Source organism: Marivirga arenosa, assembly GCF_030503895.2.
GTDB lineage: Bacteria > Bacteroidota > Bacteroidia > Cytophagales > Cyclobacteriaceae > Marivirga > Marivirga arenosa.
The window spans coordinates 251,719-266,391 of record NZ_CP129970.2; the positions used below are offsets into that span (position 1 = coordinate 251,719).

At 33.2% G+C, this 14,673-nt stretch carries 14 protein-coding genes and 1 riboswitch; of the genes, 5 read left to right on the forward strand and 9 right to left on the reverse strand.

Annotated features, from left to right (window positions below; translation table 11 throughout):
• Window positions 1-393 precede the first annotated feature (393 nt).
• From QYS48_RS01085 to QYS48_RS01115, 7 genes are all read right to left on the reverse strand, one after another.
• The gene (locus tag QYS48_RS01085; RefSeq protein WP_302099743.1) at window positions 394-951 is read right to left on the reverse strand and encodes a hypothetical protein; all 558 of its coding nucleotides are present in this window, start codon (window positions 949-951) and stop codon (window positions 394-396) included.
• 671 nt (window positions 952-1,622) lie between these two features.
• Entirely contained in the window at window positions 1,623-2,303 is a 681-nt protein-coding gene (locus QYS48_RS01090; protein WP_302099742.1) for a hypothetical protein, read from the reverse strand.
• 28 nt (window positions 2,304-2,331) lie between these two features.
• Entirely contained in the window at window positions 2,332-3,564 is a 1,233-nt protein-coding gene (locus tag QYS48_RS01095) for an SIR2 family protein (RefSeq protein WP_308357173.1), read from the reverse strand.
• A 23-nt stretch (window positions 3,565-3,587) separates the two neighbouring features.
• Window positions 3,588-4,334: a hypothetical protein gene (locus QYS48_RS01100; RefSeq protein ID WP_308357174.1), complete on the reverse strand. Its 747-nt coding sequence runs from the start codon at window positions 4,332-4,334 to the stop codon at window positions 3,588-3,590.
• Window positions 4,335-4,472: 138 nt separating this feature from the next.
• Window positions 4,473-5,576, reverse strand: a complete 1,104-nt coding sequence (locus QYS48_RS01105; protein ID WP_308357175.1) for a hypothetical protein — start codon at window positions 5,574-5,576, stop codon at window positions 4,473-4,475.
• 298 nt (window positions 5,577-5,874) lie between these two features.
• The gene (locus QYS48_RS01110) at window positions 5,875-6,411 is read right to left on the reverse strand and encodes a hypothetical protein (protein WP_308357176.1); all 537 of its coding nucleotides are present in this window, start codon (window positions 6,409-6,411) and stop codon (window positions 5,875-5,877) included.
• Between the two features lie 538 nt (window positions 6,412-6,949).
• Entirely contained in the window at window positions 6,950-7,300 is a 351-nt protein-coding gene (locus QYS48_RS01115) for a 4Fe-4S binding protein (protein WP_308357177.1), read from the reverse strand.
• Window positions 7,301-7,580: 280 nt separating this feature from the next.
• Here QYS48_RS01115 and QYS48_RS01120 point away from each other — a divergent pair, with 280 nt between their 5' ends.
• Complete coding sequence (locus QYS48_RS01120) at window positions 7,581-9,830, forward strand: FUSC family membrane protein (RefSeq protein WP_308357178.1); 2,250 nt, start codon at window positions 7,581-7,583, stop codon at window positions 9,828-9,830.
• 119 nt (window positions 9,831-9,949) lie between these two features.
• Here the strand turns inward: QYS48_RS01120 and QYS48_RS01125 are convergent, their stop codons facing one another.
• Window positions 9,950-10,411, reverse strand: a complete 462-nt coding sequence (locus tag QYS48_RS01125; RefSeq protein ID WP_308357179.1) for a DUF1456 family protein — start codon at window positions 10,409-10,411, stop codon at window positions 9,950-9,952.
• Between the two features lie 81 nt (window positions 10,412-10,492).
• The gene (sucD, locus tag QYS48_RS01130) at window positions 10,493-11,365 is read right to left on the reverse strand and encodes a succinate--CoA ligase subunit alpha (RefSeq protein ID WP_302099732.1); all 873 of its coding nucleotides are present in this window, start codon (window positions 11,363-11,365) and stop codon (window positions 10,493-10,495) included.
• Between the two features lie 143 nt (window positions 11,366-11,508).
• Here sucD and QYS48_RS01135 point away from each other — a divergent pair, with 143 nt between their 5' ends.
• The 4 genes from QYS48_RS01135 to QYS48_RS01150 all read left to right on the forward strand — a co-directional run bounded on the left by QYS48_RS01135 (window position 11,509) and on the right by QYS48_RS01150 (window position 14,371).
• Window positions 11,509-11,667 carry a DUF2256 domain-containing protein gene (locus tag QYS48_RS01135; RefSeq protein WP_302104188.1) on the forward strand — a complete coding sequence of 53 codons (159 nt, stop codon included), beginning with the start codon at window positions 11,509-11,511 and terminating at the stop codon, window positions 11,665-11,667.
• A gap of 30 nt (window positions 11,668-11,697) precedes the next feature.
• Entirely contained in the window at window positions 11,698-13,188 is a 1,491-nt protein-coding gene (locus tag QYS48_RS01140) for an NAD(P)H-hydrate dehydratase (RefSeq protein WP_308357180.1), read from the forward strand.
• A gap of 43 nt (window positions 13,189-13,231) precedes the next feature.
• Entirely contained in the window at window positions 13,232-13,591 is a 360-nt protein-coding gene (locus tag QYS48_RS01145) for a T9SS type A sorting domain-containing protein (protein ID WP_302099731.1), read from the forward strand.
• Window positions 13,592-13,696: 105 nt separating this feature from the next.
• Entirely contained in the window at window positions 13,697-14,371 is a 675-nt protein-coding gene (locus QYS48_RS01150; RefSeq protein WP_308357181.1) for a lysoplasmalogenase, read from the forward strand.
• A gap of 137 nt (window positions 14,372-14,508) precedes the next feature.
• Window positions 14,509-14,600, forward strand: a riboswitch (SAM riboswitch).
• Window positions 14,601-14,673 lie beyond the last annotated feature (73 nt).

Consider the following 14,673-nt stretch of genomic DNA (forward strand, 5'->3'; position numbering starts at 1 on the left):
ATATCGGATTTATAATAAAACACAATAGTGAGTCAATAGCTTGAGAAGATGAATTTTTAATAGTTTTTTGATTACAGTACACTATAAATCCAAATAATATTTTGTCCTGAGTTTATTTCTTAACTCCTGCCCTATTTTATTTCTTCCTGACTTAAATTACAGTTTTCTGATTAGGAAAAAGTATTCCCTGAGTAATTTTATTCTACCCTGACTTATATTTTTCATTCCTGAACTTCAGGACGTATATTTAGAGCTTATCGCTTATTCAAATATCTACTGAAATAGCCTTTACGTTTCGCTTCTTTATTCCTAAAAAGATATTTACCTGCTTGGGCTACTTCATCTACTAATTCTTTTAAATAGGTATAGGTTTTATCCCTACAGACTTTAAGCTCAGCCTTCTCTTTTTTTTTCCTTCTTAACTTTAGCCAACAGACTACTTAATGCTGAAGCTTCATTTTCTGCTTGATCTAGTTTACTTCCTTCAAAATTTATAGCTTCCAATAAGGGTAAATTCGCTTTTCCGAGAGCAGATAAATCGCTTAAATCCTGTATTAAATCTGAATTATGGCTGCCTTTAGCTATTTCTTGCAAGTTTTTTAATAAGTCAGCTCGTTTGCGAAAGGCAAAGCGAAAAGCATTTTCCAGTTCGTTTTTTAAATCCTCGGCTTTTTTACTTTTTTCATCCCACTCCTGCCTGTAAGGCCCTTTCTGATATCGATTATTCACCCATTGGGATTGCACATAACTTAATGCCCCTATCCGGGCTTCAAACTCCTGGAAATCCTTTATTCCTATTTTGATTAATTTCCCCTGATCTGCTTTGCTCCATTGATATAAATTGTAGGCTTCCTGTAAAAAAACATCTACAGGCATATTGGGTATTTTTACTTCACTGGGCGATAGGCGCTCTATTTTGTCTTTTAAGGCTTCAAAGTTTTCTTTGGACATTCTTATATAGCTTGGTTGAAATTTAGGAATCAAAAATTAATACCTCCAAAAGTATATATCAAGTAATCCTATTGCTTTTTATTAAATGGAACCATTTCGAGTAGGAAACCCGTTTGCTATACTGGTCTGTGAAATACTGAAAGTAGTAATTTATGCTTTCTCCACAAACTGATAAACTTTACTAATTGCAAAATCTTAGAATAATTAAGCACTATACTCGATCAAAGCAACATCTTTACTTGCCAGCTATGAAAAGCAAGCATAAATTACGGGCTATTTAGCAATAAACTCTTTACATCGTGGTGAGCAAATGGGGTTTATAAAGTGTTAGCTGTAGTTATATTTCACCTTCACAGACTGATCAAGAAACCAAAAAGAAATGCTAACAATGATAAGCTACCCATGATAATTAAAAAATAAGACTGAAGTTTGAGCCAATACACAGTTGTCCCTAACACTCTTTGCATATCGCTGAGACCTGTTTTCTTAAGATATCGTTGTATTCCAATACCTAAAAGGATAAAACCCACAGCAAGCAATATATAAATTAGATTATTATCCTGTCCCATTTTTGTTGCAAGTCCATTTACAGCTAACGGTTTGGCTATGAGCAGTAGTGTCCCGAAGGGCGCTATTGCTTATAGGTTTTGTTGGCAGCTGGCTTTTTTATTTTATCGATTATGAAAAAAATTGATGTCCAAGTTTTCATCTTCAATATAGTCTTGAAAGTTTTTATTTTCCAAAAAATCAATTAAATCTTTGCCATCAATAGACCCTTCGTCAATCAGAAGTTGTGATAATTCTTTATGAATTCGTTGAACGAAATTGTGTTCTTGAAAAATGCTTATTAAGTCCATAATTTTGAACTTTAAAAAGTTATAATCACTCGTTTTAAATTCCTGAGATAAATACTTTAAATATTTCATTACAATTTCAAAATCGCCACCACAACCCGTTGTGTCTAATATGTCTTTAAAATGCTGAGCATTTATGATTTCGAGAGTAATCATGTCTCTTTGTAGGATGATTTCAATGTTCTGTCCAATCATGCCTGCCAAGGCAATTGCTGCAATTTCATTAGCTCTCTGAATATTAGTTTCTGTTTTTACATTGAAATTTGCTGATATATGCAAGGCACCGTTCATACTCTTGTCTGGAAGACCGTCAGGATTGATTGTAAGTCTATTGACTATCCAATAATCTTTAAATAAATACCAAACAATTCCATGAGCAGCTTCATGCAGTGCTCGTTTTTCTATGCTAAACTCGTTTGAAGTCGCCACTTGTTGTGGGACAGAGACATTTTTCTGAGGAGATGAGAAGATTGATTTTAATATTTTGAATAGTCTCATATTATTAGGTTCTGTTAGCAGATGGCTTCTATTTTAGTAGTTCTTTCGGAATCAATTTCAAGTAATCTTGGTAAGGAATTTTTGTAACACCTTGAGCTACATAGTCACAGTTGTACTTATCGAGGATATCCGACTTAGGTTTATAAGGATCGATAACTATCATTTTCTTTCCTGCTTCTAAGAAATTATTAATCAAATAGTCATTTATTCCAGGGTCTTGAAATCCATAGCCAACAACGATTAGCAGAGAAGATTCCTTTAGGTTCGATTCAAAGTGCTTAAAGAGTTTGATGTAATGGTCATCTTCAATGTATCTCTTAGTTTTCTCTGTGGTACCACTAAGAAAATCTGGAGACACATCATCCCACAGGTGTTGAAACTCAAATTTCTTCTTTTCTTCGTTAAATACTTCTTCATGATAGTCTCTTACTGCATAGTTTGACTTAATTCTAACTCTTTCATGGTTCTGTCTATAAATTACCGTATTAAATACGCTCCCATGCAATTTATACAGACAGAGTTTAGTGTCGAACTTATCTGTAAATCGCTCCAATTTGACTTTATATGTTTTATGTACTTTTTTGTCGCCATGAGGAAAGTCATAGCTGACAGTTCCATAAAAAGGAGAACCTTCAAGCTCGAATCCATCAGAAAATTCTTGCCATAAATCCGAATGATGTCTACCAATCCAATCAAAGAATAAGTCATGATTTAGAGTATGAACTTTCAGGTCATTTACCTTGAGTAACTCTCTTAATAGGCTCCAAAATGAATCGTACGGTGGGTAGTTTAATGTGCTAACATCTTCAAAGTATTTTAAGCTGTGTAATTGCGACCCTAAAAGTTGATTAAAACTGCGATTAAAATCAGAAACTCTATTGTAACAATCTCTCTGCCCATCTTTCCCTTTGAAGTGCTTATCATTAAAAGCCTTGTAAAAGCCTTCAATTAAATCCTTATTTTCTTTTTCTCTTAGATAACCTGAATAGAAATCATAAAATGTTTCGTAGTGAAATTCTTGGTCATCTTTTAAAACATCATTATTGTAAAACTCCAAGAACTCTTGAAGAAATTGTCGTTCATCCCATCTGCTCCATCTGTTGGGGTCATCTTGACCGTTTAGGAACATCGCATGCTGGTCAGTATGAATTAGAATTTCACTTTCATCGATTTTGCCCATTCTTTGATTTAATTGCCGTACTCCTGGGAGTCCTTCAGGAATCGAAAAGCCTGAACCAAATAAGAAAGAAACTATTGCCATAATGCTCGTTTTTCAGATTGCTGCTATTTCCAACGTTGAATTATTTTATTAATATTTTGTTCTAAAAGTTCAGAAAAGTTGTCTTCGCTAAACTTCTCCTTTTTCTCAAGCATTTCAACTACTTTCTTCGTTTGTTTCCATATTTTGAGTAGTTCAGACAGTTTTGGCTTCAAAGCCTTCGCATTATCGGGCGTGTAGTGTACAGTTTTGTTTCTCAATGAAAAGAGATTTACGATTTCATTGATTTGAACTTTATTCAGTTTTAAATCATCCTTGAATATGTATATCAAGCGGTCAATAATCCTAGCAGTCGATATTCGTGAATAGCTTAAATTGTCTATTTCGTTTATATGATTTAAAAAGAGTAAATGCCTGTTAACTAATGTTTCTATGAAAAAGCCGAAATTGTTTAAGTGCCCTAAGATTTCAATAGAGTTTATTTCGTGTTGATGTCCAAAACTGTGTTGGCCTAAGCGAGCCTTTTGCTGTGCGGTTTCCCATGAAGCAGCCATTTGAGATGCTGTTTCGTCAGAGATTGCTTCGATGCTATCAGTTTGTAAGAGTTCAACTGGATTGTCAGGCAAGCTAAGATTTTCAATTAGTTTCCTGTCTGCTTCTGTCGGGTCAATTTTGTCAATGTATTTAGAAAATATAATTGAGGCATACTCATAAATCAAGACTTCATTTAAATAGTGAAATGATTCACTCAAGTAAAAGTTTATCCCTTCACCTAATTTGGAATATGTTTCTATGTCGTGATTATTCGCCATTTATTTTGCTTGCTGCCAACGCTAAGCATATGGCTTTGTGGCGGTTTTTAAAGTGCCTTCTTGTCTGCCCGCACTATTGCTATTTAAATGTACAAAATTTTCTTTTACCCCTGAAGCCGCCATAAGCTATATGTAGTGTTAGGGACTTTCTTTTTCAAAATCTATTCGTGCAGCAAATCTTGCTCTTTCATCATATCTATAGTTTAAATCAAGGCTTAAATTATTTAAGTTCAAGGAATATATTGACAGATATTCTTCCCAACCATCATTTGATTTAATTATTACATAGGATCCGTTTTTTGCTAATCTCCAAGTGCCTTGTTCATTGTTTGTGAAATCAATTCTATTTTTATTTTTTACAAGGGTTATCTTATTATTTGAAACATACTGTCCATTATCCTTGAATTCTATAGAGAAATTGAGGTTTAAGATTGAATCAATATGCAGAGCATTTATATTATTTGAAAATCTTGAAAATGACCATTTCCCAATTAATTCATATTCTTTTTTCTGAAATTCTTTTAATGTTAATAGTCCATTATTTTCTAAAGTGACAATAGTCGCTTTTGGAAAGTCTGACCACTCTTGGACTGAAACTTCAGCTACAATGCGACCTTTAGCTTCAGATTTTAAATTAAAGAAATATTCCTTTAAAGATTCTCTATCAGCGATATACAGAACATAGTAATTCTCGCTATTAGCCAATTTCCAGTCACCATAATTTGCATAACCGTATTCTTCACCCTGATAAATTAAAGTTAGAGTACTTGAATCAGAAAAGTGAAATTTTAAAGATGAAAGTGAACCTAATTCAGACTTTACTTGCCATTCAGTATTTTCAAAATCTCTAGCACTCAATTCAATATCCTCGGAGCTAAAAGGTTTTAGTACAATATAGGTTTCTTTATCCTCAATAGGTCTTAAAATGATACTATCTTTATTAATTGATTCTATTTTAATTTTTTCTCCTTTAAGCTTAAAAATCCCTCCCTTTTTAACTCTTGTTTTATTAGGCTTTTCTTTAAAATTATGAAATTTTACAGTTTTATCAGAGAACTCAACTATTCCTGAAACAATAGAAAATGATTCCATTTTTTCAACAGAATCAGCAGGGCTGTCAATCGAATAAACTTCTTCCATTGAACGAATATAATCTACTTTCCAAGCACCAGATAGCTCTTGTCCCAATGTAAAGAACGTGGACAGCAATAAAGCGGCTAATAATGGTAAAATTCTTTTCATTGTAATTCTGACCAATACATTATCATTTGTTGATTTTTATTAATTCACTAAATTTTTCTGCTCTTCCGTTAGCTTTCGGAGTCAATGGCTTAGCTATAGAGCGGATTGTCCCTAACGGGCGCGTGTAAAAATCCGTGCGCCACTATTAATTAAGGCGATGAAGATAGCAATTTTTATTTTGCTATCAATAGCCTAGTTGATGTGACTGAAACTGCATGAATTTACTTTTTGCTCTGCCTGCTAAAAATTGCGGGAATCAACTACTTTGCTTGCCGGAAACTGCTTAAGCGCATGGTTTTTACATAGTGTTAGCCTCAGTATCTATTTCTTTAATCTCTGAGAAGCTTGATAAAAACTTAGAAGAAAAGAATGTTTTAACAGCCTCAAACATATTTCCATCTAAATTGAATTCAATACGCTGATTATCTTTGAGTTTAATAATTCCTGTAAGTTCTCCTGCGTGATAAGTATCACCTCTGATCCTTGTCCATCTCGCATACTTTATTGGAAGGCCAATGTTGTAAAGAAACCAAAAAGGAGTAAAAGGAAACGGTTCGATGTTGTCAGGCTCCTTGATGATCTCTATTTGGTCGATTTTATCGTATTGCACAGAAAAAGTCAACTTATCTCCCAAACGTCCTACAAGTCCGTTGGGTCTTTGATCTAAATGAATTCTGGAAGGGTTATGCTTTCTAATTTCAGTAATCAACTCCTCTGGTCCACTTGTTATGTTTAAGTGGCCCAGTCCATACACTTTGATCTGCATTCTCTCACGAATAGAAAGTTCCGCACCCAAAACTTTGTCAAAACTATTTGCTTTAAATGAAATGTTCATTCGAAGATCTATTGAGGCTAACAATTGTGCAAACGCTATTATTGCGTTTATATATTATTGGCACTAATCTAACGGATTTTTTATTGTATTCATATAGGTGCTTACAACAGTTGTTGATATGCAACTTTAGGTGATAAAATATCTATTATGTAAGTCATTACAATTCAAAAAATAAAGCTGAGCTTAAGGTTTTGGTTGTAATTGAACTGATGTAATAAATGTAATTAATATCCTACAAGAATGAAAATGGTAGTTTATAACAAAAAGACTATAATTAGAACACGGTTAGCTATTTCTTAATTTGTGAAATGACTGTGTCTTTAGGGAGCCGCAAACAAACGGGCTATTCAAACCGCAACAACCCTATCCCCTCTTCCACTTTTCAGAATTCCACTCCGCTAAGCGTGATCAGTTGCTTTTTTATCGTAAAAACCTATTGTATTCTCTTTCTAAAGCCGATACTTATTGAATTACATAAAATAAAAAACCCGCAAGGGTTTAAAGCTTGCGGGTTTAAATATTTTAAGTTCAAAAATTACTATTCCTTATGCATCCACTCTTTCTTGGCCATTAACTCCCCGTCAGTTTCTTCATTATCTGGATCGTCTACACAGCAATCAACAGGACAAACGGCAGCACATTGTGGTTCTTCATGAAACCCAGTGCACTCTGTGCATTTCCCTGTTACGATATAGTAAAATTCATCTGAAATCGGTTCTTGCATTTCATCTGCATCAACCTCAGATCCATCTATTAACTTCGCTTTGCCTGATAAAGAAGTACCACCAGACCAATTCCATTCTACTCCACCTTCATATATAGCTGTATTAGGGCACTCTGGTTCGCATGCGCCACAATTAATACACTCGTCTGTTATCATTATTGCCATAACTGAAAAAATTTAAGCTCTTCGCTAATTTAGTTAGTATAACAACAAATTTAGAGACAATAAGTTTACCGAACAAAATAATTTGAATTCATTAATTTAATGAGTGAGTAATTTAAAAAAGTTCTACACAAAAGATTTTGAAATTAACTTTAAAACTAAAAGTCATTTAAGCAACATCTTTAAGAAATGAGTAATTGAATTACAAAAAAATGATTCTTAAAACATTAATTTCCAAACTGATTACTATGATTAGAGTATAATAAAGGTGTATTACTATTCTATGATAAAAAACTACTACCAACAGCTTCTAAATTTTCTTAAAAGCCCTGATTTCCTAAAATCTATAATAGTCACTTTTGGTATAGTATTACCCTTAATAATTGGAATCCAAATTGACCAAATCTCCTATCTACTTAGCGTATCCATAGGTGTTTTTCTTACTTCAGGAAGTGATGTTCCCGGTAGCCGAAAACATAAAAGCATTGGAATTTTAATTGCTACATTAATTGCAGTATTAACCACCATCGCCATTACCTATGTAGCTCCAAACCCTTATTTGTTGGTACCAACAATGTCACTTCTTATTTTCGGAATATCCTTTATTTCGGTATATGGTTTTAGAGCTTCCTTAATTTCTTTTTCAGGCTTATTAGCGATCGTATTAAGCTTTGCACATCCGCAAGTTGGTCAAGAAATCTTAATTCAAGGACTATTCATTGCAATTGGAGGCTTTTGGTATTTATTTTTATCGGCTATATTCCATCCATTACTGCAAAAACGTCAAATCAATAAAGAACTTAGTTCATGCCTACAGTTTACAGCTCAATACATTCGAATCAGGGGAAATTTAGCTATAGGAGAAGGCAAGGCTGAAGAATTAAAAAAAGAGTTATTTGAGCTGCAAACCACTATAAACGCCACTCACGAAACTCTGCGAGAACTTTTATTGACCGAAAGGCAGAGCTCTGGGTTTTCAAATTATAAGAGAAAACAATTATTGATCTTCATTGAATTAATTGACATTCTAGAACTCTCAATGGCAAACCCAGCTAATTATGAAAAAATAAATAGTCTATTTCTAGAAAAACCTCATTATGTTCGCCCATTTATAGATTTAGTATTTCAATTATCAGATAGATTGGATCAAATGGCTATTGCGATGTTAGAAAACAAAAAACTCTCGCATAAAATAGACTTTAACATCCTGATCCAATTATGTGAAAAAACTATTCAAACTTATAAAAACGATATTGGATTACCAGAAGCTAGAGAGGGTGCTCTTTTGCTTAGAAATTTACTTGAATATGAAGAAAACCAAATTCAAAAAATTGATTCCATTGAAAGGGTATTTTATGATCTCGAAAACCGAAAAAATATTGGAATTAGAAGTAAAGAGGGAAAGCAGTTTATCACTCAGCAAGATTACGATCTTAATATCCTAAGTGAGAATTTTAGTTTCAAGTCACCTATTTTAAAGCACAGCGCTCGTCTCACTATTGCTATGCTTTTAGCGTACACAATCGGGACTTTATTTTCACTACAAAATACTTATTGGATATTATTAACGATTGTGGTAATAATGAGGCCCGGTTATACCCTTACCAAAGAAAGATCAAAACATCGATTATACGGCACATTAATTGGAGCATCAATTGCAAGCATCATAGTTTTAATCAATCAAAACACTTATTTATTTGCCTTTTTGGCAATTGTTTCACTAACTCTTGCACTTAGCTTTATCCAAAAAAACTACAAAACCGCCTCCGTTTTTATTACAACCAGTATCGTTTTTATTTACACTCTCATAAATCCAGACGCATTTGAGGTTATACAATATAGAGTGGTAGATACAATAATAGGAGCAGCTATTGCATTTGGAGCCGGTACATTACTATGGCCTACATGGGAATCAGAAAGTATACAAAACACCATATTAAAAGTATTAAGAGCTAATAGAAAATATCTCGCCCAAATTGATCGGTATTATCATGAAAACAGTGGCCTTACTGATTATAAACTAGCTAGAAAGGAAGCCTTTTTAGAAATGGGGAATTTAAATGCAGCATTTCAGCGATTAAGCCAAGAACCCAAATCCCAGCAACATCATGTGGGCAAAATAAATGAGATTGTTAGTATAAATCAAACACTCCTTGCTGCAATGGCCTCCTTAGGAACCTATTTAATTAATCATAAAGAGAATGAAGTTTCAAAAGACTTTGAATTTATAATTAAAACTATAGACCTCAATCTTAAACAGGCTATACAGCGTTTACTTAAAAAAGACCAAACAGGCTCTATTTCTGAAGACGAATTAGAGCTTGCACATCAGCATTTAGAAGAAAGATTTGAAAGCTTAGTATCTATTCGAAATCAGGAGTTAGCATTTAAGAAAACAAAGCCAATTGACCCCCAGTTAAGAAAAAGATTGCAGTCTACGCGCTTAATATCAGATCAAATGAAGTGGCTAGTTACTATATCGGGCAATATCAAGAAAGTAATCGAAAGCTTAGAATCGGACTTGGTGAAATAAAGGTCTAGATCCCGCTTATTTTCTGTACTTATCATTTAAGCCTTTCCCTTCTAAAATTAATGGTTTAATCTTATTTCAATTTAAGCCATATAACTATATTAAAATAAAATTACTTGAAGCTACTTCTTTCGGTATTTTATCTGTAGCCCATTTAAAAAATTTCTCAAATATTGCTCTTGAAAAGGTCGATATTGTTTTTGCTTTGGATTTCTTAAAAAGGCAGTTATCTCATGTGGACTGATTGGTTTTTCAGCTAAATTAAAAATATCCACTATATCTTCTGTTTTTAAAGAAAGAGCTATTTTCAGCTTCTTTAAAATTTCATTATTCTCTAATACTTTTTCTGCTGTGGGTTGAACACCTTCCTTTTTACCTCTATTTTTATTGATTAAGCCATTTAAGAAAGTTGCTAATTGATCATCATGAATATCCTTATATTCTTCATGATCCTCTGCTTTTAACCAGTCGGTTACCAGTGATCGTGTCACCTTATAATCTGCCTGATCAAATATTGAAATCATTTCCTGATCACTGAAATCAAAAGTGAAGCGAAGTCTTTTTAAAATATCGTTATTGGTCATATCTAGCTAAAAATAAAAAAGGCTGTTTCAGTATAAAAAACTAAAACAGCCTACAATTAAATATTATTAGTTATCTCCTAATTAAGATAAAGCTTTTTTCATGGTTTCACCTATATCAGCTGGTGACTGAACAACGTGGATTCCACATTCGTCCATAATCTTCATTTTTGCTTCAGCAGTATCGTCTTTTCCGCCAATTATAGCGCCTGCGTGGCCCATTCTTCTTCCTGCTGGTGCTGTTTTACCAGCTATAAATCCAACTACAGGCTTTTTATTGCCATTTTCTTTGATCCATCTAGCTGCTTCTGCTTCATAGTTTCCGCCAATCTCACCTATCATCACAATAGCATCCGTTTCATCATCTTCCATCAACATTTTTACCGCCTCTTTAGTTGGGGTACCAATGATTGGATCACCACCAATACCGATAGCAGTAGAAATACCTAATCCAGCTTTCACAATTTGATCAGCTGCTTCATAAGTTAAAGTACCTGATTTAGATACAATACCTACTCTTCCTTTTTTGAAAACAAAACCAGGCATAATACCAACTTTAGCCTCACCCGGAGTAATAACACCCGGACAGTTAGGGCCAATTAAAGTTAAATCCTTATCTTGAATATAGGTTTTTGCTTTCATCATGTCTTTTACTGGAATACCTTCAGTAATCGTAATGATTACTTTAATTCCAGCATCAGCAGCTTCCATAATTGCGTCAGCAGCAAATGCAGGTGGAACAAATATGATGGATACGTTTGCTCCTGCTTCTTTTACAGCATCTTCAACTGTATTAAAAACTGGTTTACCCAAATGTGTTTGTCCTCCTTTTCCTGGAGTAACCCCTCCTACCACATTAGTGCCATATTCTATCATTTGTTCAGCATGGAAAGTACCTTCTGAACCCGTGAAACCTTGTACAATTACTTTAGAATCTTTATTGACTAAAACGCTCATTATGCTCTGTTTAAAGTTTCTGCAAAAATAGAAGAAATGCCTTCATTCACAAAGTAATTTCATGCTTGTTTGATAAGAACTTTAATAAATGGAAAGTAAACAATATTTCATTTTATGAATTAGAATTAAAAAAAGACCAATTGATGACCAAAATGACAAAGAAGCGTGACCTACCTTCTAAAACATGTCCCGTTTGTAATCGACCTTTTGTATGGAGAAAGAAGTGGGAAAAGAATTGGGAAAGCGTGAAATATTGTAGTAAAAAGTGTAGTAAAGAAGCAAAATTCTTAAAAAAGAACTAAATTTTAGGATAAAGACTGAAAGTTATTTGAATGAAGATTTTAAATATTCAACAAATTAGAGAAGCTGATCAATACACTATTGAAAATGAACCAATAAAAAGTATTGATCTAATGGAGAGAGCAAGCTACGAGCTTTTTACATGGATTACTGAAAGATTCAACAATGATTTTTCTGTTTATGTATTGGCAGGCTCAGGAAATAACGGAGGGGATGGATTAGTAGTAGCCAGATTACTTTCTGAAAGTGACTATAAAGTACAGGTTATACTTCCATTAGGTAAAAATGGTTCAGATGATTTTGAAGAAAACCTCAAAAGGCTTAAAAAAATAAATACAGTATTAATTTTAGAAGAACTGCCCGAACAGATTAGTGAAAAATCGATAATAATAGATGCAATTTTTGGCTCCGGATTATCTCGACCTATTGAAGGAAGGCTTGCTGATTTAATTAAAAAGGTTAATAATTTTGAAGCGAATAAAATAGCCATTGATATGCCCTCTGGTCTATTTGCTGATAAAGCGAGTCCTTCCGAAATAATTTTTAAAGCAGATTACACATTGAGTTTCCAAGTTCCTAAACTAGCATTCATGATGGCTGAAAACCAGGAATACATTGGAGAATTCGAAATTTTGGACATTAAACTTGACAAAGAATATATTAATAACTGCTTAAGCGATTACTCAATTTACGAGGTAGATTCAGTAATTAAAAATAGGTTAAAATTAAAATCGATAGCCCATAAAGGTAACAGAGGAAGAGCTACCATAATTGCGGGTGGTTATGCAAGAATGGGAGCTGCAATACTAGCAGCAAGAGCTTGCCTTCACTCAGGAATTGGGCTGATTTCTGTTCAAACATGCCCACATTGCATTGATATCGTCCAAAACCAAATTCCAGAAGCCTTGATCCTTACAGATGAAAATGAATATGTATTAGGAAGTTATCTGGATTACAGCAAACAGGATGTTATTGTTTTCGGTCCTGCAATAGGATTTGCTCATAAAACATTAGTGCTTTTAGAGAATCTGTTAAAAGATTACCAAGGTCAACTTATATTAGATGCAGATGCAATTACACTACTTGCTGAAAATAGAGAGTTACTAAATCTATTACCAGAAGGAACCATTTTAACACCCCACCATGGTGAGTTTAAAAGGTTGGTTGGAAAATATTCCAATAATTTTGAAGCCATTATGCAACTAAAATCATTTTGTATGCATCATAAGGTTGTAGTTGTATTGAAAGGTAAATTTTCAGCTGTTTGTAATGCTGATGGCAAAATCAGTTTTAATCCAACTGGAAATGCAGGAATGGCTAAAGGAGGTAGTGGAGATTTGTTATGTGGAATTTTAGCAGCTATATATCCAAGAATAAAAAATAGTTATGAAACAGCAAAGTTGGCAGTATATTTGCACGGCCTAAGTGGTGATATAAGTAAAGAAGAAAAGGGTGAAAATTTTATGACCCCTAGCATAATGATTGAAAAGCTTCAAAGTGCTTTTAAAAAGATAGAAAATTAGTATTTACTATAACTTTAGTATATTTGAAACGTAATTAAATTTAATGAATAAGTTAAGATATATATTGTTGTTCACTTTCTTACTATCAGTTTTCTCAATGAACGCTGGTGAAACGAAAAATATTGTTGAATATAACAAGGATATTGTAACTATTCTTAAAGACGCTGAAGTTTACCCAAATCCTGCTGAAGATTTTGTATATCTTAAATTAGATGAGCAGAAAATCAACAAGTCAATTGAAATTCAAGTCATGAGTATCATAGGAACTAAAATGAATAGCTCAGCTGAAAAAATTGACGATGGCCTTTACAAAATCAACCTAAAAAATATTCCTAGTGGGCATTATTATGTAATGATTACCATAGATTCAAAAAAGAGCTTGAAAAAGTTCTTAAAGAAATAATTATATATCTAAAGCCAATTAATCATTTCTTACATATACCCCCATTTGCATAAATTCACTTTTTTTATCGATGAATAATAAGTACTTTTCGATAAACTCTTTCATATGAAATTTAAGGCCCTTTTTTATTGGATTGTTGCCATTCTTGAAATTATCTCATTACAATTTGAGATAGATATTATACATCAAATTGCAAAACCTCTTCTTATGATCTCTCTATTAACCTATTTTTGGGATCAATCGGATGGTAGAAGGAATGAAAAATGGGTTAGTTATGTAACTCTGGCATTAGCTTTTAGTTGGATTGGAGATATTATGCTACTTTTTACGGTTAAGCATTTTCTCTTCTTTTTCGCTGGACTTTCAGCATTTTTAGCAGCTCATATTGTATATATTGTTGCTTATAAAAAGGCAACTTTTAAGGATTCATTTAGCTTCAGATGGTCTGCATTTCCATTTATTATCATTGCTTATTTAGGCTTAATGGCATACCTCATTTTACCCTATGTAGACAGCGTAATCCAAGTACCTATTGCCCTTTATGCTTTAATTATTGCAAGTATGGTGGTTGCTGCGTGGTATAGAAAAAATCAAACCACTAACGAAAGCTTTCAATTTGTTGTTTTGGGTGCTGCATTATTTACTATTTCAGATTCAATTTTAGCTATAAATCGTTTTTCACATACTATTCCTTATGCTGGTATTGCGGTAATGAGTACTTACATTGTTGCACAGTGGTTAATTGTGAATGGGCTATTGAAACATAAATCAGAAGTGTAAATCAAATATTAATTGTATTTTTATTATACTTTATATAATTATACAAACTTTATCTTCAATTATTTAATATTTTTAATTCAAAAAGTTTGTATATCTCGAAAAGCTTTCTCTAAATTTGAAGCATTAATTCGAAAATAAATTTATAACGAAGAGGTAAGAGACAGGCTCGGTGACCCTCTGGCAACCTGATTCAAGGTGCCAAATCCTGCCCGAAAGGGAAATATAAATTATGAACAACTTAGAACAAATCGCATTAAGCGAACACTTCAGAAAAGCCAATTCGGCTCCAAACAAAAATTCAC